At 64.0% G+C, this 24,667-nt stretch carries 21 protein-coding genes and 1 tRNA gene; 8 read left to right on the forward strand and 14 right to left on the reverse strand.

Going from position 1 to position 24,667, the window contains the following annotated elements; all coding sequences use genetic code 11:
• Window positions 1-38: 38 nt before the first annotated feature.
• Both M622_RS22215 and M622_RS22220 read right to left on the reverse strand, forming a co-directional pair.
• The gene (locus M622_RS22215; protein ID WP_021247756.1) at window positions 39-3,287 is read right to left on the reverse strand and encodes an AAA family ATPase; all 3,249 of its coding nucleotides are present in this window, start codon (window positions 3,285-3,287) and stop codon (window positions 39-41) included.
• On the reverse strand, window positions 3,284-4,459 hold the full coding sequence (locus M622_RS22220; RefSeq protein WP_021247757.1) for an exonuclease SbcCD subunit D: 1,176 nt from the start codon (window positions 4,457-4,459) through the stop codon (window positions 3,284-3,286). Before M622_RS22220 ends, M622_RS22215 begins: the two co-directional genes overlap by 4 nt.
• Before the next feature lie 235 nt (window positions 4,460-4,694).
• Between M622_RS22220 and M622_RS22225 the strand changes: the two genes are divergently transcribed.
• The gene (locus M622_RS22225) at window positions 4,695-5,006 is read left to right on the forward strand and encodes a BON domain-containing protein (protein WP_021247758.1); all 312 of its coding nucleotides are present in this window, start codon (window positions 4,695-4,697) and stop codon (window positions 5,004-5,006) included.
• 301 nt (window positions 5,007-5,307) lie between these two features.
• Entirely contained in the window at window positions 5,308-6,684 is a 1,377-nt protein-coding gene (locus M622_RS22230) for a CHASE3 domain-containing protein (protein WP_021247759.1), read from the forward strand.
• Between the two features lie 33 nt (window positions 6,685-6,717).
• Here the strand turns inward: M622_RS22230 and M622_RS22235 are convergent, their stop codons facing one another.
• The 6 genes from M622_RS22235 to M622_RS22260 all read right to left on the reverse strand — a co-directional run bounded on the left by M622_RS22235 (window position 6,718) and on the right by M622_RS22260 (window position 9,578).
• The gene (locus M622_RS22235) at window positions 6,718-7,116 is read right to left on the reverse strand and encodes a response regulator (RefSeq protein ID WP_021247760.1); all 399 of its coding nucleotides are present in this window, start codon (window positions 7,114-7,116) and stop codon (window positions 6,718-6,720) included.
• Between the two features lie 17 nt (window positions 7,117-7,133).
• Window positions 7,134-7,769, reverse strand: a complete 636-nt coding sequence (locus tag M622_RS22240) for a response regulator (RefSeq protein ID WP_021247761.1) — start codon at window positions 7,767-7,769, stop codon at window positions 7,134-7,136.
• Between the two features lie 127 nt (window positions 7,770-7,896).
• A complete protein-coding gene (locus M622_RS39545) occupies window positions 7,897-8,061 on the reverse strand; it encodes a DUF1328 domain-containing protein (RefSeq protein ID WP_021247762.1) in 165 nt (54 codons plus the stop codon).
• A 74-nt stretch (window positions 8,062-8,135) separates the two neighbouring features.
• On the reverse strand, window positions 8,136-8,333 hold the full coding sequence (locus M622_RS22250; protein ID WP_021247763.1) for a CsbD family protein: 198 nt from the start codon (window positions 8,331-8,333) through the stop codon (window positions 8,136-8,138).
• A 103-nt stretch (window positions 8,334-8,436) separates the two neighbouring features.
• Window positions 8,437-9,192, reverse strand: coding sequence for a sensor histidine kinase family protein (locus M622_RS22255; RefSeq protein ID WP_021247764.1), 756 nt, complete (start codon window positions 9,190-9,192; stop codon window positions 8,437-8,439).
• Window positions 9,189-9,578 (reverse strand): response regulator, encoded by a 390-nt coding sequence (locus M622_RS22260; RefSeq protein ID WP_084520638.1) that lies wholly within the window; start codon window positions 9,576-9,578, stop codon window positions 9,189-9,191. The genes M622_RS22255 and M622_RS22260 overlap by 4 nt, the downstream gene beginning before the upstream one ends.
• Before the next feature lie 319 nt (window positions 9,579-9,897).
• Between M622_RS22260 and M622_RS22265 the strand changes: the two genes are divergently transcribed.
• Window positions 9,898-11,535, forward strand: a complete 1,638-nt coding sequence (locus tag M622_RS22265; protein WP_021247766.1) for an ABC-F family ATPase — start codon at window positions 9,898-9,900, stop codon at window positions 11,533-11,535.
• 178 nt (window positions 11,536-11,713) lie between these two features.
• Window positions 11,714-11,989: an H-NS histone family protein gene (locus tag M622_RS22270; protein WP_021247767.1), complete on the forward strand. Its 276-nt coding sequence runs from the start codon at window positions 11,714-11,716 to the stop codon at window positions 11,987-11,989.
• Window positions 11,990-12,217: 228 nt separating this feature from the next.
• Here M622_RS22270 and M622_RS22275 read toward each other — a convergent pair whose 3' ends face one another.
• The 3 genes from M622_RS22275 to M622_RS22285 form a co-directional block, all read right to left on the reverse strand.
• Complete coding sequence (locus M622_RS22275) at window positions 12,218-12,997, reverse strand: 3'-5' exonuclease (RefSeq protein WP_021247768.1); 780 nt, start codon at window positions 12,995-12,997, stop codon at window positions 12,218-12,220.
• A 9-nt stretch (window positions 12,998-13,006) separates the two neighbouring features.
• Window positions 13,007-14,884 (reverse strand): DUF294 nucleotidyltransferase-like domain-containing protein, encoded by a 1,878-nt coding sequence (locus tag M622_RS22280; protein WP_021247769.1) that lies wholly within the window; start codon window positions 14,882-14,884, stop codon window positions 13,007-13,009.
• Window positions 14,885-15,037: 153 nt separating this feature from the next.
• Entirely contained in the window at window positions 15,038-16,669 is a 1,632-nt protein-coding gene (locus M622_RS22285; RefSeq protein ID WP_031346089.1) for a BCCT family transporter, read from the reverse strand.
• 247 nt (window positions 16,670-16,916) lie between these two features.
• Between M622_RS22285 and M622_RS22290 the strand changes: the two genes are divergently transcribed.
• The 4 genes from M622_RS22290 (at window position 16,917) to M622_RS22305 (ending at window position 20,342) form a co-directional block, all read left to right on the forward strand.
• Window positions 16,917-17,315, forward strand: a complete 399-nt coding sequence (locus M622_RS22290; protein WP_021247771.1) for a PTS sugar transporter subunit IIA — start codon at window positions 16,917-16,919, stop codon at window positions 17,313-17,315.
• 31 nt (window positions 17,316-17,346) lie between these two features.
• On the forward strand, window positions 17,347-17,616 hold the full coding sequence (locus M622_RS22295) for an HPr family phosphocarrier protein (RefSeq protein WP_021247772.1): 270 nt from the start codon (window positions 17,347-17,349) through the stop codon (window positions 17,614-17,616).
• Window positions 17,617-17,618: 2 nt separating this feature from the next.
• Window positions 17,619-19,349, forward strand: coding sequence for a phosphoenolpyruvate--protein phosphotransferase (ptsP, locus tag M622_RS22300; RefSeq protein WP_021247773.1), 1,731 nt, complete (start codon window positions 17,619-17,621; stop codon window positions 19,347-19,349).
• Between the two features lie 918 nt (window positions 19,350-20,267).
• Window positions 20,268-20,342 (forward strand) — tRNA-Gly (locus M622_RS22305).
• 126 nt (window positions 20,343-20,468) lie between these two features.
• On the opposite strand, the gene M622_RS22310 is transcribed toward M622_RS22305, so the two are convergent.
• The 3 genes from M622_RS22310 to M622_RS40770 all read right to left on the reverse strand — a co-directional run.
• Complete coding sequence (locus tag M622_RS22310; protein ID WP_021247774.1) at window positions 20,469-21,134, reverse strand: PEP-CTERM sorting domain-containing protein; 666 nt, start codon at window positions 21,132-21,134, stop codon at window positions 20,469-20,471.
• A 347-nt stretch (window positions 21,135-21,481) separates the two neighbouring features.
• Window positions 21,482-24,301: an aconitate hydratase gene (locus M622_RS22315; protein WP_021247775.1), complete on the reverse strand. Its 2,820-nt coding sequence runs from the start codon at window positions 24,299-24,301 to the stop codon at window positions 21,482-21,484.
• A 288-nt stretch (window positions 24,302-24,589) separates the two neighbouring features.
• On the reverse strand, window positions 24,590-24,667 hold a 78-nt coding region (locus M622_RS40770; RefSeq protein ID WP_157281923.1), incomplete at its 5' end, for a 4Fe-4S dicluster domain-containing protein.

Consider the following 24,667-nt stretch of genomic DNA (forward strand, 5'->3'; position numbering starts at 1 on the left):
GCGAACATGCGCCCTCAACGTCAAGTCGTAGCTCACCCTCACTTCACCCCCCGCAAGCGCACCCGACTGCCCCGCAGCCCGGGCACCACCTCGATCGCGACATCGATCTGCTGCTTCATCTCCTCGACGTGCGAGATCACGCCCACCGTGCGGCCGCGTTCTTGCAGGTCGATCAGAGCCTTCATCGCCATGTCGAGCGATTCGAGGTCGAGGCTGCCAAAGCCCTCGTCGATGAACAAGGTGTCGAGCTGCACACCGCCGGCGTAGGCCTGGACCACGTCGGACAGGCCGAGCGCGAGCGAGAGCGAGGCCATGAAGCCTTCGCCGCCGGACAGGGTGCTGGCCGGGCGGTTGCGGCCGGTGTATTCGTCGAAGACTTCCAGATCGAGGCCGGCGGCGCGGCGCGCGTCGGCAACGTCCTCGCGGCGCTGCAGCTGGTAGCGACCGCGACTCATGGCGGACAGGCGCACTGAAGCGGCGCGCAGCACGTCATCCAACAGGGCAGCGAGCACGTAGCGCTGAAAGGTGAGATTGCGGCCGTTGTTGCCGTTGGCGATGTCGGACAAGTGGCCGACGACAGCGTACTCGGCCTCGATGGCGCCGGATTCGTGCGCGATTTCGTCGAGGCGGGCGAGCGTGTCGGTGAGCGTGGCGAGCGCAGCCTGCGCGCGTCCCAGTTCGGCGAGCACGGACTCGAGCTGTTCGCGACTTGCCGTGGCTGCGCCATCGAGCAGCGCCAGGTCGGGGCGGACGAGGCCGACGACGCCTTGCGCCGCGCGTGCAGCACGCTCGCGGGCGGCGGCCAGGCGGTCATCGGCAGCGCGCAGTGCAGCCTCGAGCGCGGTGAACTGCGTGGGCGGCAGCAGGGCCGCGCGCCAGGCGGCTTCAGCCGCGGCAAGCTCTGCAGTGGCGCGGTGGGAGGAGTCGTCTGGCGATGAGTGCGACCCTTCGCCTGCAGCCAGCGCCGCGCTCGAATCGGCGGTCGGCGTCGGCCAGAAGCCCGCGCCTTGCAAGGCCTCGGCAAACTGCTGGCAGGCGTCCTCGACGCGCAGCGCCGCCGCCTGCACAGCTTCGGCCAGCGTGGCGTGCTGGGCGCGGCGGGCCGCGTCGAGGCTGGCGGCTTCATGGTGAGCGGACTGGGCTTGCTGCAATGCCTGCTCAAGTTGCTGCTGGGTAGCGTGCGCGGATGCGATGGCGGTCTGCAGCGCGGCCGGAGTGCGCAAGGCTTCGGGCACGCCGGCACGGCGCTCTTCGGCCAAACCTCGTGCTGTGCGGGCGGCGCTGGCGGCTTCGGCAGACTGCTGACGGGCGTGCTCGCAGGTGGTCACTGCGCTGGCAAGTTCGCTCTCGGCCGCCTGCAACTGCGTGCGCAGCGGCGTGAGCTCGGCTGCGGCGGCGCGTGCGGCTTCCAGCTGACGGCGCAAGACTGCGGGTGAAGCGGCGGCGGCGGCTCCTGCACCTGCAGCCACATCCACGACCGCGGACGGGGATTCGGGTGCGCCAGCCGTCTTGCCCTGCGCCGCGTCTGCGTGCTGTTTACTGACTGAATCGGCGTCAGACTGCAGCGCCGCTTCACGGGTGGCGATTTCCGCAGCGGCGGTGGCGCGCACCAGCTCAGCGGCATTGAGCGTGCGCCGCGCCTCTTCCAGCGCCACCTCGGCCGCACGCGCACGCTCGGCCGCAAGCTGCAGCGCCTGATCCGTGGGCAGTTCGCCCTCGTGCTGCGCCGGCGCCGGGTGAGCGCTGCTGCCGCACACCGGGCAGCCCTCGCCCTCGTGCAGATGGCGCGCGAGGATGGCGGCCTGGGCCTGGCGCCAGTGGCGGTCGAGTTCGGCAAGCGCAGTGCGAGCGCCGGTCAAGGCCTGCTGTGCGGCGTCGAAGACCTGCCTGGCCTTGGCTTCTGCCGCCTGGCGGAGGGCGAGCTGCTGGCTGGCACGCTGCAGCGCAGCCTGCGCTTGGGCGCGCGCTTCGGCCTGTTGCAGGCGCAGCGTCAGCGTGCCGACATCAGCCGCCAGCGGCTGCAAGCTGTCGATGCGCGCGAGCAGCGCGGCGCGGCGGGTGAGCAGCGCCTCATGTCGCGCCAGCGCTGCGGCGAGCGCCTTGGCAGCGGCCGCGGCTTCGGTCTCGCAGCGGGTGGCGTCGGTTTCAGCCTGGGCGAGGCGGGTGACGGCTTCCGCCAGCGCTTCCAGGCGCATGCGTTCGCGCTGGGCGGCATCGCGCTCTGCGCCGCGCGCAGTCTCGGCGCGCAGCGCGGCTGCGGTGAGGGTGAGACGACGGGCGGCTTCGGCCGCGTCCTGGCGCGCTTGTGCTGCGCGCTGCTGTGCATCAAGCGCGCCACGGCGCGCGGCGGCGAGGGCCTTGTCGGCGGGCAGCAGCTGTTGCGCGCGGCCGGCCTGGGCCAGTTGCACACGCTGAGCTTCGACTTCGCCCCTGCCGGCTTCCAGCGCCTGTAGCGCAGCGCTGGCGTTGGCGGCCTCGACGAACTGCACGTCGATGGCTTGCCCTTGCTGCAGCGCAGCGCGCGCAGCGGCATCCTGCGCCCGCACGCGCTGCACGTCCTCACTCAGTGCGCCCAGCGCAGTGTGCACGCTGACACGCTCGGCGATGAGCGCATCCACACTGGCGGCACCGGCCTGGTCGAGCAGGGTCTGACGCCGCAACCTGGCCTTGTCGGCGCGCTCGCGCAGGACGGCGGCCTCGGCCTTCAGTGCATCCTGCACGCGCTTGTAGGCCGCGGTGCCGAACAGGGTTTCGAGGATGCGTTCGCGCTCGGCCGAGCTGGCGGCGAGCAGCTTGCGGAACTGGCCTTGCGGCAGCAGCACGACCTGGCGGAACTGTTCGGCCTTGAAGCCGAGCAAGTCTTCAATGAGCGCGCTGACCTCGGTGGTCTTGTGCGCCAGTGGCGACCAGGTCTCGCCGTCGGTGTCCAGACGCGACAGCTCGGCCTTGGCCAGCACCTTGACCAGCTTGTCGCCGCGCAGCGCGGCGCGCTCCTGCTCGGGCACGCGGCGCACGCGGTAGCGCCGTTCGCCGAGCGCGAACTCGAATTCGAGCTCGGTCTGCAGCGCGACGTCGGCATGGTGGCTGCGCATCTCGCGCGCGCTGCGCTCGCCGCCCGAGGTGTCGCCATAGAGCGCGTAAGTGATGCCGTCGAGGATGGAGGTCTTGCCCGCGCCGGTGGGGCCGGAGATCAGGAACAGCGCGCCCGGCGGCAGCCGGGTGAAGTCGACTTCCTCGCGCTCGGCGAAGGGGCCGAAGGCCTGCAGGATCAGTTTGAGCGGCTTCATGCGTGGCGTGCCTCCAGCTCCAGGCCTTCGACGATGCGCTCCAGCGTCGCGCGCCCGGCCGCATCGAGCGCCACGCCGGTGGTTTCCTGGTGAAAGCTGGCAAACAGGTCGGCGATGCGCACGCGACGGTGGTCGCCGTCGGCGCGCCCGGGGCCGTGTCCGGTGAGCGCGGGGCGCTCGATGGCGAGCGCGTTGGGATAGGCGCTGCGCAGCTTGCCCATGGCGTCGAGCAGCGCGCCACTGTCGGTGAGGCGGGCGAGGATGTAGTCGTCGCGCCCGCGATCGGCCGCCGCCGCAGCGAGGATGGCATCGAGCTCGCCGCTGACGATGCGCAGGTCCCGACGCGGCGTCAAGGCGATGCGCTCGACGGTGCACGCCCCATTGGCGTCGAGTTCGACCAGATTGACCGACTTGCTGTGATCCGCTTCCGAAAACGAGTACTTGAGCAGTGAGCCGGAATACTGGATGCGCGCCTCGCCCACCTGCTGCGGGCGGTGCAAGTGGCCGAGCGCGACATAGTCGAAGCCGTCGAACAGCGCGGCTGAAACCGCGCCGCTGCCACCGACCGACAAGGGTCGCTCGGACTCGCTTTCACTGCCACCGAGCACGAAGGCGTGCGCCACCACCACGCTGCGCGCACCAGCCGGGTGAGCAGCGCGTGCGGCACGCAATTGGGCGGCGAGTGCCGCCTGATGCGAGTCGATGAGGGCTGCAGCGCTGTCGTCCTCACTGCGCAGCGTGCCGCCCAGAGCGGCGCGCACCACGGCGGGCTCGACGTAGGGCAGCGCATGAATCGCCACCGCGCCATGGGCGTCGTGCAGCACCACGGCTTGCGCCTGCGCGTCCACCACGCCACGCACGCTCAGCCCCGCGCCGCCCAGCAGGCTGGCACCAAAGGCCAGTCGATCGGGGCCGTCGTGGTTGCCAGCGATCATCACCACCGGGATGCGCAGGCCCTGCACCAGCTCGGTCAACACCAGATCGAGCAGGCGCACGGCCTCGGCCGGCGGCACCGAGCGGTCGTAGATGTCGCCTGCCAGCAAGATGGCGTCCGGTCGCAACTCGGCGGCAAGGCGGACGAACTCACGCAACAGATGGGCCTGGTCTTCGAGCAGGGAGACGCCGTGATGAACGCGGCCGAGATGCCAGTCGGCAGAGTGTAGAAATCGCATGCGAAATTACCAGAAGAGAAAACGGCAGCAACAGTAGGGCGTAATCGGGTACGCAGAGGGTGATGGCAGCGACGCTGGGAAGCATCGAGCGCAGAGGCACTGACGGAATCGTCCTACAGCGTTATCCGCACTATCGGACATTCTTTTGCTGGCGCCGAGGATACATTTGAATTGCATCTGGCAGGCAGGGAACGCCTCCCCGCCGCAGACAACCAAAAACGCCCAGGAGCGCACCATGAAAAATACCGCCGTCACTCTCGCCCTATCGGGTCTACTCGCCTTCACCGCAGTCGGTTGCGCTGTCACCCGTGATCAATCCACCGTCGGCGAATATGTCGATGACACCACCGTGACCACCCGCGTCAAGGCCAAGCTCGCCGAAAATCCGACCGTATCGGCGATGTCGATCAGCGTCGAGACACTGAAAGGCACCGTGCAGTTGTCGGGCTTTGCCAAGAGCGCCGCAGAACGCAACATGGCCGGCGACCTCGCACGCAACACCTCAGGGGTGAAGGCAGTCAAGAACGACATCGTGATTCGTCCGTAAGCGGGGCCACGACACCACGGTAGAACGGGGGAGCGATCCCCCTTTTTCACGTTCACGCTTTGCTCGCCATGCCCGGCGCGGAGCGTAAATTGACACGGCTGCAAGTTCGTCGGCGCACTCGTTCTCCGCGACGAGCTTGGGCGCTGAACGTGGGAAAGCAGTAGGCATCGTGTCAGCTAACACCTATTTACACCCTTGCGGAACCATTCCACGCCTGCACTCGCCCATCCTTTGGCAACATTCGGCATCGGGGCCGTGTGTGTTCCGACACCCTGCATCGCCCCTGCTCTGGAGAGCTGCCGTGCTGCGTCCGACCACCCTTTTGCTGCGCACCTCGACCCTGCTGCTGGCGGTGGTGCTCGTGCTCGGGTTCGTGCTCGGGTTGGCGTGGCTGCTCACTGCACAGCGCCACGCCGAGACCAACCAGCAGGCACTGCAGACCTTGCAGCAACAGACCCTCCGCCTGGCCCACCTGGACACCTTGCTGGTGCGCCTGCTCGACGCCGAATCCAGCGTGCGTGGCTTCATGATCACCAATAACCCGGTCTATCTGGGGTCGTATCAGAATGGTGGCAGCGAAGTCGAGAGAACACTCGCCGAACTCAGGAGCGACCGCTGGTCGGACGGTACTCAACGCGCCAGCTTCGAACAGCTCGCGCAATTGGTCGAAGGGCGCTGGAAACTGCTCACCGCCAACATCGAACGTGGCGCAGTGTCGCCCACCGATGGCGCCAGCGGTGGCATTGGCAAGCAGATGACGGACGACATCCGCCGCCTCGTCGATCGCCTGCGCGCCGAGACCGAAGCGGAGATGAATGCCACCCTGTTCGCGTCTTTCGGGCGCTTTGCCGAAGCGCGCAAGACGACGAACGTGATGGGCATGGGTGTGCTCGTGCTGCTGTTGACAGTCGTCGTCCTGCTCTATCGCCAGGAGGGCCTGCGCAACCGGCTGGCGACCGTGCTGCGATCCGAAAACCGGCGCCTGCAGGAGGAGGTCGACGCGCGTACGGAAGAGCTGCGCAATCTGGCCAGCTATCTGACCGAGGCGCGCGAAGCCGAGCAGGCCCGCGTCGCGCGCGAACTCCACGACGAACTTGGCGCCCTGTTGACTGCAGTAAAGCTGGATGCGGGCTGGATCGCGCGCAAGCTGCCGGCGGATGAGCAGGACTCCGCTGCGTCGCTACGGCGACGCTTCGACCACCTGCTCGACACCTTGAACGAGGTGATCACGATCAAGCGCCGTGTGGTGGCCGACCTGCGCCCGCCGCTGCTGTCGGACCTTGGTCTGGTCGAGGCCTTGCGTTCGCTCACACAGTCGTGGAGGAGTGGGGACGACGAGTGGCAGATCGAGCTCACCTTGCCCGAAGCGCTACCCGAACTGCCCGCCGCGACTTCGCTCGCGCTCTATCGCATCGCGCAGGAGGCTCTGACCAATGCGCGCCGCCACGCCAGCGCTGATCATGTCAGGCTGAACCTCGAAATGGATGAGGGACAGCTCGTGCTGCGCATTGAAGATGATGGCAGCGGGTTTGACAGCTCAGCCCGGGAACTGAACCGTCACGGACTGGCGGGCATTGCGCACCGTATCCAGATGCTGGGTGGCCAGCTCACGATCGACAGCAAACCGGGACAGGGCACCTGCATCGAAGCCCGCGTTCCGATCGCGCCGGAGGCCTGAGCTGGCGCAACTCAGCCAGCCAGCAAGCGCGACTCAGTGCCTGGCGACCGCGGCCTGAATGAAGTCCAGAAGATCGTCGAGCTGAAAGGACTTGTCGAAGAAGTGCTCGGCGCCCAGGGCGGTGCAGCGCGCCCGAACCGTGCTGTGACCGTGGTTCGAGAACACTACCGCACGCGGCCGGCCAAAGCGCTCGGGCTCGGCCTTGAGCCGGCTCAGCACGCCCAGGCCACTGCCTGCACGCAGCTCAAGGTCCACGATGGCGAGATCGGCCTGATGCTGCTCGAGCTGACTGAGCGCGCCTTGCTCGTCGGCGGCATCGGCAACAACTTCGACCCCTTCGAGCTCATCGAGCATTTCCCTGAGCATTGCGCACAGGAGGGGCGAGTCTTCGATGAGTACGATGCGAAAGCGACCGCGGTCTGTATCAGGCATGGACTTGCACCTTGCATTCAATCGAGGATGAGGCCGTGGCGCAGGGCATAGGTGGCGAGTTCGGCGTTGCTGGCCACACCGAGTTTTTCCAGCAGACGGGAGCGATAGGTGCTGACCGTCTTCACACTGAGATTGAGCACGAGCGCAATGTCCGACACTGACTCGCCCTTGGCCAGACGCAGGAAGACCTGCAGTTCGCGATCGGAAAGCTTCTCGTGCAGCGCACCGGGCACGCCATCGCTGAGCTGCCGGGCCATGAGCTCGGCCGTGCGCGGCGACAGGTAGCGCCGACCTTGCGCCACGGTGCGGATGGCATTGACCAGCTCATCACGCGAACAATCCTTGCAGATGTAGCCATCGGCGCCATTGCGGATCATTGCCAGCGCATAGCGCTCTTCGGGAAACCCGGACAACACCAGGATGCGCAGTTTGGCGTAGCGCTGGCGCGCGACGCGCAGCACATCCACCCCACTTTGGCCTGGCAGTGACAGATCGAGCAGCAAGACGTCGGTCTCGTGCTCGCGCAAGCCTTGCAAGGCTTCTTCGCCGCTTGCCGCCTCGAACGGGAAGACGAAACCCAGCTCGTCGGCGAGCATCTCGCGAAAGCCTGCGCGCACGATCTGGTGGTCATCGACGATGGCGATACGCAGCATGTCATGCAATCCGGTAGTTGATCATGGGCCAGAAGAATAGCCGACGCACCGCTTCCATCACCGGTCGTCGGCTGGCGCTTGTTCCAGTCCATCAGCCCCTCGACGGGACTCAGGCGCGGGCAGCGCGTCATCGACCCCTGGAGGCGTTGATGAGGAAGCTTGCGACGGCCATCACCAGGAAGACGACGAAGAGGATCTTGGCGATACCTGCCGCACCTGCGGCGATGCCGCCGAAGCCAAACACGGCTGCGATGAGGGCGATGACGAAAAAAATGACGGCGTAGTGCAACATGGTGTCCTCCTTGATCGGGAAAGCGCGGCGGCGCAGGGTCGCGAAGATCTCCGCGCGGCGCCGCGAGCGCTGATTTACAGACGGCTCTCCCAATCCTTCACCTGCTTTTCAGCTTCCTCGCGGGTGACGCCGTAACGCTCCTGGATACGGCCCGCCAGTTCGGTGCTGCGTCCGGCGATGACGTCGTAGTCGTCATCGGTGAGCTTGCCCCATTGCTGCTGGACCTTGCCCTTGAGCTGCTTCCAGTTGCCTTCGATGGTGTCCTTGTTCATAGCCGTTCTCCTTGAGGGTGAAAGTGCAGCCTGATGTCTGCTGCGAAGTGCTTGTGCATCCGACTCACAGCTGCACTTTAGGCGCAGACCTCTTTCCACCCCATCAGCCCGCGCCTAAACCGGCGTCGGACGATTCCGACAAGGCCGGAATGCCGAGCGCAGCGGGCAGCGCCAGCGTGCCCAGCGCTGTCGCGTGAGCGGAGTCGGATTCGAAGCGCGCGCCGAATATGCGGCACAGCGCCGCCACCCCGGACGGCGTGAGGCGATCGCGTGCGGTCTCGATATCCGCATGCGGAACGTCCGCATGCGGTCCGCCCTCCGCCGCCTTATCCGCTTCGAAATGCCAGCTCAGCCGCGCGCCGCCTGCATTCGCTGTGCATTCGACGACAAGTGTCGAAGCGCGAGGAGCGTGGTCCAGGGCAAGAAAGAAGCCGGCATGCAGCAGCAGGCGCAGAGCTTGCGCGGGATAGGACAGCGACTGCGGAGCACCTGAATCACGAAGCTCGAGACCTATGCCACGCGCGGAAAAAAACAGGTTGAAGGTGGCCATCGCCGCCGCCAGCGCGCCGTCGAGCGCGACCGGGGTGTCATCGCTCTGCTCCAGCCACCCGCACGCTTCGACTTGCGTCTTGCGCACCGCATCAAGCGCGGCGATCACCTCGTCCACCATCGCCTGCAGGCGCTCACGCGCGAGGGTCGCGGCGCCCAGCTGGCGGCGCAGCATCTGCAGGCGCAGGGAAGGGATCAGCAGCGCGCCTGCCAGATCGTGTCGCAGCGGCGAGGCCATGCGACGCATCACGGCCAGCAGGGTCGCGTTCGCCGCGGCGCGTTCATGCTCGCCTGTCTGGGCCTGCTTCATGCCGAGCGCCGCTCACTCTCGGTGCTTGCATCGAGCACGGCCTGGAGACCACGGATACCGAAAGGCTTGGGCAGCACATCATCGAAACCGGCGGCGAGCATGTAGGCGCGGTCTTCGGCGCCACAATGGCCGGTGAGGGCAACAAGCCGAATGCTGCGGCCTTCGTCCTGGGTGCGTATCCAGCGCGCAAGCTCGCAGCCGTTGAGTTCAGGCATCGAGATGTCGAGCACGGCCAGCTGTGGCCACTCGAGCGCGATCAGGGAGCGCGCCTGCAGGCCGTCGTAGCAGGTGCGAACCTCGAACCCGAAAGAAGTGATGAGCTCCGACAACAAGTCTGCGATCTCGCGGTTGTCGTCCGCAACCACCACGCGTCTGGCGTAAGTCAACGAGCGCCCCCCTTTTCAGTCGCCCGCGACAAGCCCCAGGGCTCGCCACGAGGCGGGTTGTGAGCAGCGGCGATCCGCGCGCAGGCGTTGATGCGCAGGACGCAGAGCCGATCCCATCAACGTGCCGTTTTACATCATCCCTAGTAAGCGGGCGGGAGCTGAATTGTATCTTGTTCGCATTCCGCCAAGCGCGCAGGCGGCTGGGCAGCCAAGGAATTCGCGCATGAAAAGCGGCGAAGTGAGGCGCACCCTCCCAGCACGAGCCTTATTGCGCGCTATAATGCAAGGCTTTGTTTTATCTGATAATCAGGATTAATACGTGCTCGTCGCAGCCAACATCACCATGCAGTTCGGGGCCAAGCCCCTGTTCGACAATGTCTCCGTCAAGTTCGGTGACGGCAACCGCTACGGCCTCATCGGCGCCAATGGCGCCGGCAAGTCGACCTTCATGAAGATCCTGTGCGGGGCGCTCGAGCCGACTGCTGGCAACGTCTCCAAGGACCCCCACGAGCGCATGGCTTACCTGCGCCAGGACCAGTTCGCCTACGAAGACCAGCGCGTGCTCGACGTGGTGATGATGGGCCACGAGGAAATGTGGGCCTGCATGCAGGAGAAGGACGCGATCTACGCGAACCCTGAAGCCACCGAAGACGACTACATGCACGCCGCCGAGCTCGAGGGCCGCTTCGCTGAGTACGATGGCTACACCGCCGAGTCGCGCGCGGGCGAGCTGCTGCTGGGGGTGGGCATTCCCACCGCACTGCACAACGGCCCCATGAGCGACATCGCCCCGGGCTGGAAGCTGCGCGTGCTGCTCACCCAGGCCTTGTTCGCCAACCCCGACATCCTGCTGCTGGACGAGCCCACCAACAACCTCGACATCAACACCATCCGCTGGCTCGAGGACGTGCTCAACAACCGTGACTGCACGATGGTCATCATCTCCCACGACCGCCACTTCCTGAACCAGGTGTGCACCCACATGGCGGATCTGGACTACGGCACGATCACGATCTACCCGGGCACCTACGACGACTACATGGAAGCGTCGACCATGGCGCGCGAGCGTCAGTCGTCCGCCAACGCCCGCGCCAAGGACAAGATCCAGGACTTGCAAGCCTTCGTGCGTCGCTTCTCGGCCAACAAGTCCAAGGCCAAACAGGCCACCAGCCGCATGAAGCTGATCGACAAGCTCAAGCCCGAGGACATCAAGCCCTCCAGCCGCCAGTACCCGTGGATCCGCTTCGACTACGACGAGAAGGACAAGCTGCACCGCCTGGCCTGCCAGGTCGACAACATCAGCTTCGCCTACGCTGGCATGGACAAGCCGCTGATCAAGGGCTTCTCGATTGCGATCGAAGCCGGCGAGAAGGTGGCGATCATCGGCGAGAACGGCGTCGGCAAGACCACCCTGCTCAAGCTGCTGCTGGGCACCGAACTCGGTGGCCTCGAACCGCAGAAGGGCGAGGTGAAGTGGGCGGAGAAGGCCAGGCTGGGCTATTACGCTCAGGACCACTCGGCCGACTTCGCCGAGGACATCAACCTGACTGACTGGATCGCGCCCTATTCCCGCATCACTGCGGCCGCCACCGGCGAGGACAATGAAACGCTGCTGCGCGGCACCCTGGGCCGCCTGCTGTTCTCTGGCGACGAAGTAAGGAAGTCGGTGAAGGTGATCTCCGGCGGCGAGCAGGGCCGCATGCTGTTTGGCAAGCTGATGCTGTCGCGCCCCAATGTGCTGCTGATGGATGAGCCGACCAATCACCTCGACATGGAATCCATCGAATCACTCAACACCGGTCTTGATAAGTTCAGCGGCACACTGATCTTCATCTCGCACGACCGTGAGTTTGTATCTTCGCTCGCCACACGCATCATCGAGCTCAAGCTCGATGGTCAGATCATCGACTACCGCGGCACCTACGATGAATACCTCTCGAGCCAGGGACTGGATTGATTGACGCGGCCCGAGGCCGCGAGCTGAAAAAGAGCGGTGAGTCGCATCAATGCGAACTCACCGTATTTTTTTGTAATTGAACAGCGCTTGTCTGGCCTTTCACGATAAGCAGAAATGTTATGCTTTTACCCGCTCCTTTAACGAGTTCTATTTTATTAACCGCTCAAGAGATAACACAATGACCACACTTCAAGAACTCCTCGCACAAAAAGAAGCTCTGGAACAGCAGATCTCGCAGATCAAGAAGCTTCAGCGTGAAGATGCACTGCGCGAGGCGCGCGAACTCGTCGAAACCTACGAACTCACCACTGACGAACTCTTCGGCAAGCGCAAAGCGGCCGGCCAACCCGCGGCGGCGAAATATCGCAATCCCGAGAGCGGCGAAACCTGGAGCGGTCGTGGGCGCACGCCGCGCTGGCTCGATGGCAAGAACCGCGACGACTTCGCGATCTGAAGGCATCGGGATTAGTCGAGCGTATTCGCCAGAGCGTCATGCTCAGTCGCCTGAAACCATGAACAAGCTTTAATCCAACGGGCATCGATGATACTGAAGCCTCATTGCGCTCCCGGCCCTGGTGACGCGAGGCTTTCAGCTATTGCCTTCAGGCCAACGGCATTAACTCTGGTGTGTGCGCTCGCCCCAAGGACCCAAGCCGATGCCACCGAAGCAAAGACTTGAGACTCAGGCCCAGACTTCCTTCAGCGTCGTATCCGGCTTGAAATGATGGGCGATCTGCGCCTGCAGCAACTCTGCAGTGGCGAGCGCGTCGGTCAATGCGTGGTGCGCTCGGTAGCGCGGCAAATGGTAGCGCGCGCGGCTATCGGCAAGACGGATCGACAAGGGCGCAGCATTGCGGCCGAACAGGTTTGCAAAAAGGCCTGCAAACAAACCCGACTTATGCCTGCGGTGCAGGCGCGCCTCCAGCGCCATGGTGTCGATCACCGGGAATTCAATACCCTCGCCCAGGCGTGCCTTGAGCGCCGCATCAAGAAAAGCGCGTTCGATCGCGGCGCAATGCACGACCACGACGCAGCCGGCGAGCGCCGGCAGCAGTTCATCAAGGATGGCACCGAGATCCGGCGCGCCCTCGATCTGGGCATGGGTGATGGCGTGGAAGGTCACGGACTCGGCATTGAGCACCCCGCGCGGGCGCACGATCCAGTGCCGCGAGGCGCTCGACTGGATGCGCGCGAGCGTCATCGGCACGATGCCTATGCTGACGATTTCATCCTGCTGCGGATCGAGCCCGGTGGTCTCGAAATCCATCGCCAGCAGCGGCACGTCGGCGAGTACGGTATCACCCGCCGGTACCCCCTGAGCGTAGAAGGCACGCAGGCGCTCATCGACCGCGGTCGCGCCAAGCGCCTCAAAGCGCCGCGCCCAGTCCGCCACGGACGATGCGTCGGCTTTTACCGTTCGCCTCTGCGCGGCGTCGGAGCGCAGGGAGCCAAGATGCAGCATCACGCCCTCCTAGTTCGCCCGCCCTGGCTGGTAACGGTATTTGAGGAATTTTTGCGCGTTGCCAAGGATGAGAAAGGCGTCGCGCAGGCTCTTGCGTTCAAAATCGGAGAGTTTTTCAGGATCAATGCTGTTGTCCGGATCGATGCCGGCATCGACATCTTCCGCCTGATGACGCGCACGCACCATGGAGATGAACTCCAGTGAATCGTAGAGATCCTGGCCGCGACCCAGGGGCAGGATGGCGGCGTCGATGATGTCCTTCAGGCGGTCGAAGGAATTGAGCGACTGCGAGCCGATCGCCAGCGCATGTACGCGGGTGAGATCGGCCAGCGGCGCCGTGCCACGACGCTTGATGTTGATGGCGTTGGTGTGGCGGCCGTCGGACTCGACCACAAAGTCCTTGAAGAAGCCGAGCGGCGGCGTACGCAGCAGCGCATTGCGCGCCATGCAGGCGAGAAAACGCGAATTGCCCTTGGCCTTGCGTGCGATCAGCTCGCGCAGGCGCGTCGCCCACTCCATCCTCCCCCAGACACCGTCGAGATCGAAGAAAATACCGGCGTGCAGCAGCGACTCGGGCGTCGGGCGCTCGATCCAGTCGGTGAAATAGCGCTCCCACACGCGCAGCGGCTGGCGCCACTTTTCGTTGCTCGCCATCACCCCGCCGGTGCAGTAGGTGTAGCCGCAACGCGCCAGACCGTCACTGACAAATGCGGCCAGCTTGCGGAAATACTCATCGTGTTGAGCAGGGTCGAAGCGATTGTCGAGCACCAGGGCGTTGTCCTGATCGGTGACGATGAGCTGCTCCTGGCGCGCCATCGAACCCAGCGCAAGAAAACAATACGGCACCGGCGGCGGGCCAAGCTCAGCCTCGGCGAGCTCGAGCAGGCGCTGCTTGAAGCTGCGCCCGATTGCAGCCATGGCACAGCCCACCATGTGCGAGCTCGCGTCTTCGGTCACCATGCGCGAGAAGCAGGCGCGCACATCCGGCACGAGCGCCTCAAGCTCGTCCACCGTCTGCTGGCGGAAGATGCTGCCGACCACGAACAGGCTGTTGCGTGACTCGTAGCGGATGATGTCCGACAAGGCCACGATGCCAATGGGGCGCTGGTTCTTCATCACCGGCAGGTGATGCACGTTGCCGCGCAGCATGGCCAGCATGGCTTCGAACACGAGCTGGTTGTAGGTGATGGTGAGCACGCCTGCGGACATGATCGCGGTCACCGGCGTGTCGTAGCCGAGGCCGGGCGCAATCAGCCGGGTGCGCAGATCACGGTCGGTGACGATCCCGGCGATGATGGGCAGTTCCGGCACATCCGGGTTGTCCTCGATGATCAGGATCGAGGACACGCCTTCGGCCGTCATGCGCTGAGCCGCATCGAGCACCGTCGCCGTGCTGTCGAGCACCACCGCCTGCCGGCCCACCAGCGTCTCCACGGTGGCGGACAAGAGATCATTGGCGTCCAGCCGCCGCGACATCACCTGGCGCAGGCGAGTGCGGTCTTCGATTTCGACGATGTCGGCGAAGGCTTCGTTGTTCTCGAACAGGTCCAGGAACACCGCCTGAGGAATCAGGTACAGCAGCACGTCCTCCAGCGCCCGGGCTGGAAAGCGCACCCGCCCCTGGCGCAGCAGGCCGGCCTCGCCAAAGTAGCCACCGGCGGTGAGCCGGTTGTAGAGCGTGCCGTTGCGGCGAAAGACCTCGACCGCACCGCTGCGCACCACATGCCAGAACTCGGCGGGTTCGCCGAAGTCGACGATCTGCTCGCCGGCCTTGTAGTAGCGCACATCGATAGCCGCCGCGACGCTCTCGCGGACCCCTTCCGGCAAGTCGTCAAAGGGCGGATGGGCAGCGAGAAAGTCGAGGATCTCGAGTTGTTCAACCTGCATGGCTTCGCTCCATGGACTTGCATCCCTTGCATTCGAGAGCGGGGGCAGGCGACGCACATGCCCGCGCACCACAATGCGCGACGAGCCCGCTTCCACGGTGCCGGATACACCCTGGAAGCGGGCTCGCCCGCGTTCACTTCCGAGTCCCTGTGCTCAGGACGCGCGTGGCTCGGACAGCAGGCCCTTGACGATTGCCAGCGTGGACGCCAGCAGCACGAGAGTGAATGGCAAGCCGGTCGACACTGCCATTGCCTGCAGCGCCACCAGCCCGCCACCGAGAATGAGCGCGATCGCCACCAGGCCTTCGAACACAGCCCAGAACACCCGCTGCGGCACCGGCGCATCGACCTTGCCGCCCGCGGCGATGATGTCGATCACCAGCGAACCCGAGTCGGAGGAAGTGACAAAGAACACCACCACCAGCACGATGGCGATGAAGGAGGTGATCTGCGCCAGCGGCAGCGCGTCGAGCATGCTGAACAACTGCAGGGGCAGCTCGGCCTTGCTGGCGGCATCGTAGCCGTCGCGCACCAGTTGATTGATCGCGGTCTCGCCAAACACCGTCATCCACAGCACGCACGCCAGTGAGGGCACGATCAGCACCGACACGATGAACTCACGCACGGTACGGCCGCGCGACACGCGCGCGATGAACATGCCGACGAAGGGTGACCATGAGATCCACCACGCCCAGTAGAACGCGGTCCAGCCCTGGGAGTAGTTGGCGTCTTCGCGCCCGAACGGGTTGGACAGTGCGGGCAGGTATTCGAAGTAGGCACCCACGTTGGAGAAGAAACCGGTGACGATGTTCAAGGTCGGGCCGACGAAGATCACGAACAGCATGAGCAGCAAGGCCAGCGCCATGTTGATTTCGGACAGGCGCTTGACGCCCGCATCGAGGCCGGCGACCACCGAGAACAGCGCGATCGCGGTAATGCCGATCACCAGCAGGACCTGGGTAGTGGCGCCCAGCGGCACATCAAACAGGTAGTTCAGCCCGGAGCTGGCTTGTGCCGCGCCGTAGCCGAGCGAGGTCGCCAAACCGAACAGGGTCGCCAGCACGGCGAGGATGTCGATGATGTGACCCGGCCAGCCCCACACCCGCTCACCGAGCAAGGGGTAGAACACCGAGCGGATGGTCAGCGGCAAGCCCTTGTTGAACGAGAACAAGGCCAGGCCCAGCGCGAGAATGGCGTAGATCGCCCACGGATGCAGCGCCCAGTGGAATATCGTGGCCGCCATGCCCAGCCGTGCTGCGGCTTCGGCGTCGCCCACCGCGCCGCCCAGGGGCGCCCAGTCAGTGCGCACGCCGTTTTCCATTACCGTGCCACCAAAAGCCGTACCGAAGTGCGACAGCGGCTCGGACACGCCAAAAAACATCAGGCCTATGCCCATGCCGGCTGCAAACAGCATCGAGAACCAGCCCAGATAGGAATAATCCGGCGTCGCCTCAGTGCCACCCAGGCGCACCTTGCCCAAGGGCGAAACAGCCAGCGCCAGACAGACCACAACAAAGAAATTGCCTGCGGACAGGAAGAACCAATCCAGGTTGGAGGTCAGCCAGTTGCGCATGCCGCTGAACACCGGCTCGACCTGAGTCTGGAACATCAGCGTCAGGATGACAAAAGCCACCACCAGCAGACTGGAGATGGCGAACACACGGTTATGGATATCAAGGCCGAGTGGTCCGACATTGACGAGGATGTTGTCCTGCCCGATCTGGTAATCGGTATCGATGGGATTGACCGCCCCATCGGGGATCATTGGATCCTTTCGTTCAGCCATCACAGCTCCTTCATGTCACCGAGTCCGGCGCATTTTTATTGTAGATAATGTTTTCTGAAATGCATTTTAGCCGATTTGCTGCTGTGCACCAAATCACCTTCTCCTCGATAACGCTGAGTATGAGCGCGAATTTGCGACGAAGATGCGCCTTGCGCAACTCATTCGCCACTCGCAAGCCCACTGCGTCGCGGCACTCACGCCTGGCGCTCATCGGCTAGAATCAGCGCCTGCGGAGGCTCCAAGCGAAATGATCGGCATCTTTCTGGTAACCCACGGCACACTTGGCGAAGCGCTGATCCAGTGCGCTTGTCACGTGCTCAACAAACGTCCGCCACAGATCGTGCAGCTAGGTCTGTCGGCACAGGACGATCCGCTCGACATCCTGCCGCAGGCACGCCAGATGCTGGGCTGGGCCGACAGTGGGTATGGCGTGCTGGTGATGACCGACATTTTTGGCGCCACACCGGGCAATGTCGCCGCCAAGCTGATCGAACCGGGGCGCGTCGAGGCGATCGCCGGAGTCAACCTACCCATGTTGTTGCGCGTGCTGACCTACCGCGAGCGCGACATGGACACCCTGCTCAAGCGCGCTGTATCCGGCGGCTGCGAGGGCGTGCTGCACATCGAAGCGAATCTGGCGCCCTAGCGCGCACACCAAGCCTGCGGGGAAGAACGCCATGCCAAGAGCCGAAACCGAAATCGTCAACAAGCTCGGCCTGCACGCACGCGCCTCAGCCAAACTGACTCAGATGGCGAGCAGTTTTCCGTGCGAAGTCTGGCTAGAGCGCAACGGCCGCCGGGTCAATGCCAAGAGCATCATGGGCGTCATGATGCTGGCCGCCGCCAAGGGCAGCACCATCACCATCGACACCGAAGGCGACAAGGCCGACGACGCCATGCACGCGCTGCAGGAGCTGATCGCGGACAAGTTCGGCGAGGGAGAATAAACATGACCTTCGCCATTCACGGCCTGCCGGTTTCGCAAGGCATCGCGATCGGGTATGTGCACCTGATCTCGCACGCCCTGCTCGAGGTCAATCACTATCACGTCGCGCCCCGCCACCTGCCCGACGAGCTCAATCGCCTCGCTGACGCCGTCGCCAGCGTGCAGGGCGAACTGCTCGGCCTGAAGGCTGCGGCCACATCCGGCCAGTCGCATAGCGAGGTGGGTGCTTTCGTCGATCTGCAGCTCATGATGCTCGCCGACCCCTTGCTGATCGACACCGCCCGCAATCTGATCGAGACCCGGCGCTGCAACGCCGAATGGGCTCTGGTGCAGCAGATGGAGCACCTCGTCGAGCAGTTCCGCCAGATCGAAGACCCCTATCTGCGCGAACGTCAGGCCGACGTGGTGCAGGTGGTCGAACGTCTGGTCAAGGTCTTGCTGGGCCATCCCGGCCACCTGCCGCCCAGGCGCCGCGACGGGCTGGGCACCATCGTCGTCGCCCACGACCTGTCGCCGGCCGACACCATCGGCTTTCGCGATCACAACATCGCCGGCTTCGTCACCGACGTTGGCGGCCCCACCAGCCACACCGCCATCGTCGCCCGCAGCCTGAAGATTCCGGCCGTCGTCGGCCTGCACCACGTGCGCGATCTGCTCGAGGCCGATGAACTCGTCATCGTCGACGGAACGCGCGGCGTCATCATCGTCGACCCCGACGACAGCATCGTCGAGGAATACCGCCTGCGCCGTAGCGAGCTCGAAATCGAGCGTTCCAAGCTCAACCGCCTGCGCGACACCCACGCCACCACGCTCGACGGCGAGACCATCAGCCTGCTCGCCAACATCGAGGGTCCGAAGGACCTGCCCTCGGTAAAGGCAGCCAACGCCGACGGCATCGGTCTGTACCGCACCGAATTCCTCTTCATCGGCCGCGACACCCTGCCCGACGAGGAAGAGCAGTACGAAGCCTATCGCGCAGTGGTCAAGGCGCTGTCTGGCAAGACGGTGACCATCCGCACTTTCGACGTCGGCGCCGACAAGGCGCTCAGCGGCATGAATCCGCGCACCGAACCCAATCCGGCGCTCGGGCTGCGTGCCGTGCGTTACTCGCTGGCAGAGCCGAAGATGTTCATGACTCAGCTGCGCGCCTTGCTGCGAGCATCGGCGCACGGCAAGCTGCAGATCATGATTCCGATGCTCGCCCACGCCCAGGAGATCGACCAGTGCCTGGCACTGATCGAGAAGGCCAAGGCGGAGTTGCGCGCGGAAAAAATCAAGTTCGATGAAGGCATGCAGGTCGGTGGCATGATCGAAATCCCCGCCGCCGCGCTGTCACTGGGCATGTTCATCCGCCGCCTGGCCTTCCTCTCGGTCGGCACCAACGACCTCATCCAGTACACCCTCGCCATCGACCGCTCCGACGAGGCGGTCGTGCATCTGTACGACCCGCTTCACCCCGCAGTGCTGAAACTGATCAGCGGCACCATCGCCGCCGGCGCCCGCGTTGGCGTGCCGGTGTCGGTGTGCGGTGAAATGGCTGGCGACCCCGACTACACCCTGCTGCTGCTGGGCATGGGCTTGCGCAGCTTCTCCATGCATCCGGGCAACATCCTCGAGATCAAGCAGCAGATCCTGCGCGCCGACCTCGGCGAACTCGCGCCCAAGGTGCAGCGCATCCTGAAAATGGATGAGCCCGCGCGCGTGCGCGACGCCGTGGAGCGCCTCGGCGCTTGAAACAACCAGCCCCGCATTGCCAAGCGGGGCTGGTTGTCATTAGAATGCGGAGCTGTCTCGTCGCGACCATCCGCGTTGCGCGCCAGAGCGGGTGTAGTTCAATGGCAGAACGGCAGCTTCCCAAGCGTGCGACTCGAGCCGAGTCGAAGGCTAGCTGTAGCCTCTGTGCCACGCGATCCCAGTGCGGGATCACCACCATTGTGGTGGGTGCACAGGAACTCAGCCTTTCAAAAAGTGCCGCAAGGCACGAAACGGCGAAGGCCGTATGAGTAATGGTTCTACCCCTCGAAAGGGGGTGACAGAACCCGGGGTTCAGCCCCCGGTAGTCTAGGAGCGGTGCGCCACTGGTAACGGTGGGGTGCTAAGCGCTCTGACAATGTAGCCACCTTACGGGGTACGTCATGCCCCGTGAGGGGTCTGGCGTGATTTCGGGAGTTGCACCCGGATGAGGCGCTAGGCTGAGTTGGATGGTCAACGTAAGTGAACTGCTGTTAAACGTCGTCAAGCTGATTGAGCCAAAGGCAACTTGCAGTATCGGGCTCTGCCAAAATGGCAAGTGATCGGTTATCCGCTTGCTTGGTGCGGATACGCTGACATAGCATCACCGGCGAAAAAGCAGGACCTTCCCAACTCTGTTACTTGTACGGAACGAGGTAAGCCCAACGCGGCGTCTGGCCGGTCAAGCCAGACAAGGGCGGTCGTAAGACCAACTGATGCCGTAGTGGGTAGAGGATGATGGAAAAAGCGAATGCTCTGCTGTAATGGCGGAGATAGGGGATGAAACGATCGCCCCGACGCGAAAGCGTGCAGACTTCCATCTGGTGACCTATCGCAAGATAGGTTTGTAAAATCGCACCCGACGGGGATGATGTACTATCCCCATCTGGGGACGAGTGCGTCTATCCCTTCAGGGACAGAGCGGGCGTCGTATAACGGCTATTACCCTTGCTTCCCAAGCAAGAGACGTGGGTTCGACTCCCATCGCCCGCTCCACTCAAGCTCCCTTGGACGGTTGGTGCCTGACACCGAAAGCCCCCGAACTCGTAAAGTCATTCTTCCGGCAGCCGGTGTACCGCACTATCCTGGAATGACTTTACTTGCTGACCGGTAGCAAGAAGCTCAAACAAGCGATTTACGGCGCCTTGCGGCCAAGCCCAGCAGACCCAGACTCAGCAGCGCGATGCTTGTCGGCTCCGGCACGGTGTTGCCCGGGCCGTACAGGTTCGCCGTTCCAGCAAGATCATCAACTCGCAGCGCAGTCGGCTGTCCAAAGTCCCGGACCTCAAAGTCCAGCGTATTCATGCCGGCCACAAAACCACTGTTCAGGCTGAAACTGACCAATGAACTGAAACCAGTATGGGAAATGCCTGAATAGACGCCATTGAGAATGATTGATCCGGCATTATCCACACCCCAATTACCCGTAATCAAAGCAGTCAGCGGATCAAATCCGGTCAAGTCGAAAGTGGTCCTGTAGACCGTGGTGTTGCTGCCAGGAGAGCCATTCGCGGATAAGGATATCCAACGCGAATTCGCGTCGTTGGCGGCATACGCACTGTGGAAGTAGGTAACAGCCTGATTGCCCGCATAGCCCGGCGAGGTGGAGGAAAGAATCTGGTAGTGCGTATCGACGACGCCGTTGCCACCGGTGAGCGCAAGGTTTGACGCATCGGTACCAGTATTGAACAAACCGCTTATTGTGACCGCATGCGATGGCGCGCTCGCCAATCCCATCACTACAGTCAACGCAACCAGTGCGAAGTCAGTTTTGAGCTTGAATCTCATGAAGTACCTCTTTTGAGTTGAGAAGTGACGCTTTCACCCGGGGCAAGCGACGCACAAGGCTTGTTGCTGTTTATTTGATGCGACCCGCCGGTCAATTGTCTTAAGCAATTTTTGCGCCATTAAAAAACCCATTACTAATCAGCCAGTTAATTCAATCGTCCGATCAAGACTTCAGCTGGTGTAAAGAAAATCGACACTCCTGCAGTCCTGTCTTTCTTGCCCGGCTCAAGCTCGCACTTGCCAGGGCTGAGGCGGCCTGGAGCGGTCCATGGCAAGGATTTCACGCCCTTTACCCGCTCCACTTCAGGCTCTCCCTCTCCTATCCATGGCTGACCGTCTGGCACCGCTCACGTAGCGGACGCCGCATCACTGCTGGCGAGAAGCTGGCGCAGCATGTAGGGCAGGATGCCGCCGTGGAGGTAGTAATCGGCCTCGACCGGGGTGTCGATGCGCACCACTGCCTCGAAGGTCTTTACCTTGCCCTGTGCATCGGTCGCGCGCACCTGCACCGTATGCGCAGGCGCTTCCGTTCCGGCCAGACCATCGATATCGAAGGTTTCCTCGCCGGACAAGCCCAAGCTGTCCGCTGTTTCTCCGTCCTTGTATTGCAAGGGCAGCACGCCCATGCCGATCAGGTTGGAGCGGTGGATGCGCTCGTAGGATTCGGCGATCACCGCGCGCACACCCAGCAGCGCGGTGCCCTTGGCCGCCCAGTCGCGCGACGACCCCGAGCCGTATTCCTTGCCGGTCAGGATCACCAGGGGGGTAGCGGCCTTGAGATAGTTGACCGACGCCTCATAGATGCTGCACACCGGCGCCTCGGCGCGGCTGAAGTCGCGCGTGAAGCCGCCCTCGGTGCCTGGCGCCAGCTGGTTGCGCAGACGGATGTTGGCAAAGGTGCCGCGGATCATCACCTCGTGGTTGCCACGCCGTGAGCCGTAGGAGTTGAAGTCCCCGGGCTCCACACCGTGGCTGACAAGGTACTGACCGGCCGGCGAATCAGCCTTGATCGCACCGGCCGGACTGATGTGGTCGGTGGTCACCGAGTCACCCAGTTTGGCCAACACGCGCGCGCCACGGATGTCGGTGAGCGGCGCGGGCTCGCGGCCCACGCCGTCGAAGTACGGCGGCTGGCGCACATAGGTGGAATCAGCGCTCCACTCGAAGGCATTGCCCTCGGGCACGTCCAGTCCGCGCCAGTTGGCGTCGCCATCAAACACGCTGGCATAGCCCTTGGTGAACAGCTCGGCCTGCACACAGGCGTCGATGAGCTCCTGAATTTCGCGCGTCGAAGGCCAGATATCGCGCAGGTACACCGGCTTGCCGTCACTGCCCGTGCCCAGCGGATCCTTGAGCAGATTCGTCTGCATCGTGCCGACCAGGGCATAGGCGACCACCAGCATGGGCGAAGCGAGGAAGTTCATCTGCGTTTGCGGGTGGATGCGGCCCTCGAAGTTACGGTTGCCCGAGAGCACCGCACTGACATTGAGCTTGTGCGCGTCCACCGCCGCGGCGACCTCGGGAATCAAGGGCCCGGAGTTGCCGATACAGGTCGTGCAGCCATAGCCGACGAGGTTGAAACCGAGCTCGTCGAGGTAGGGCGTAAGTCCGGCACGATCGTAGTAGTCGGTGACCACACGCGAGCCCGGTGCGAGCGTGGTCTTCACCCAGGGTTTGCGCGCGAGACCTTTCTCGACCGCCTTCCTGGCGAGCAAGCCGGCACCGATCATCACCGACGGGTTGGAGGTGTTGGTGCACGAGGTGATGGCGGCGATCACCACGTGACCATTGTCCAGCGTGGCGCTGCTGCCGTCGGCGAAGGCGATGTCCACCGGTGTGTGCGGCCAGTCGCGCTCGATCTCGCTGTCATCGAAGGCGCGTGGCCCGTCGCTGCGGCAAGCCGCCGTGAGGGCTGCCGGGTCGCTGGCGGGAAAGGAGTCGTCGATCGCGTCGTCGAGACAGCCAGGCTCCAGACTCACGTAGGGCCGACCCGCGAGCAAGGCGCCAACGGCATTGGGCGCAAGGCGCAGCGGGATGCGATCCTGCGGGCGCTTGGGACCGGCGATGGAGGGCTCGAGCTTGCTCAGATCCAGCTCCAGGGTCTGCGAGTATTCAGCTTCGTGCTCGGGGTCGTGCCACAGCCCCTGTGCCTTGGCGTAGGCCTCGACCAGGCGGATCTGGTGCTCGGGGCGCCCGGTCAGACGCAGGTAGGCAAGCGTTTCGTCGTCGATCGGGAAGATCGCGCAGGTCGCGCCATATTCCGGGCTCATGTTGCCCAGGGTGGCGCGGTTGGCGAGCGGGATGGCCGCCACACCCGGCCCATAGAACTCGACGAACTTCCCAACCACACCCGTACGTCGCAGCAGCTCGGCGACGGTGAGCACCATGTCGGTGGCGGTGGTTCCGGGTGGGAACGCGCCGGTCAGCTTGAGACCGACAACCTCCGGGATGAGCATGCTCATCGGCTGCCCCAGCATTGCAGCCTCGGCCTCGATGCCGCCCACACCCCAGCCCAGCACACCGATTCCGTTGACCATCGGCGTGTGCGAGTCGGTGCCGACCAGGGTGTCGGGGTAGGCCATCATTCCATCCGGGCCTTCGCGGGTGAACACCACGCGCGACAGATACTCGAGATTGACCTGGTGACAGATGCCGGTACCCGGTGGCACCACCTTGAAGTTGTTGAATGCCTGTTGCGCCCAGCGCAGCAGCTGATAGCGCTCGACGTTGCGCCCGAACTCCAGCTCGGCGTTGACGGCAAACGCGTCAGCCCGGCCAAACACGTCGGCGATGACGGAGTGATCGATGACCAGCTCGCTGGGAACCAGCGGGTTGATGTGCTGCGGGTCGCCGCCCAAGGCGATGATGGCGTCGCGCATCGCGACCAGATCCACCACGCACGGCACGCCGGTAAAATCCTGCATGAGGACGCGTGCGGGCGTGTATTGGATCTCGCGCTGCTGCGTCACCTGCGGCTGCCAATCCGCCAGAGCCTGCACCTGTTCCGCCGTTACCCGATGCCCATCCTCGTTGCGCAACAGGTTTTCGAGCAAGACCTTGAGGCTGTAGGGCAGGCGATGTGCGGTCTTGATGCGGTCGAGGCGGTGAATCTCGTACTTGTCGTGATCGACGACAAGCTGGTCCCGAGTGCCGAAGCTGTTGGCCATGATGCAATCCTCCCATGCGATTACCAGAAGCACTGGACGCCCGCGACGTATCACGCCGACATCACGCCTGGGCAAAGAGGCCTTCGCATCAGGGGATGTCGGCAGTCCGTCGCGGGTAATTGTGCAGGTACGAGTAATACGGAGGTCTCGCGACCACGTAAGTTCCCCGACCCACTCAGCATCTTGTCATGATGCGGGCTCGAAAAGCCACTCGCCCGCCCACCGTGCAATCACCGCAGGCTCTTCAACTGCGCTTGCGTCCGCCCTCTCGATCCATCATTGCAGCGCTTACATGCCCTGGTAGATCGGCCCCTCACCGCCTTGCGGCACCACCCAGTTGATGTTCTGCGTGGGGTCCTTGATGTC

Origin of the sequence: Thauera terpenica 58Eu, assembly GCF_000443165.1 — a bacterium.
Taxonomy (GTDB): domain Bacteria; phylum Pseudomonadota; class Gammaproteobacteria; order Burkholderiales; family Rhodocyclaceae; genus Thauera; species Thauera terpenica.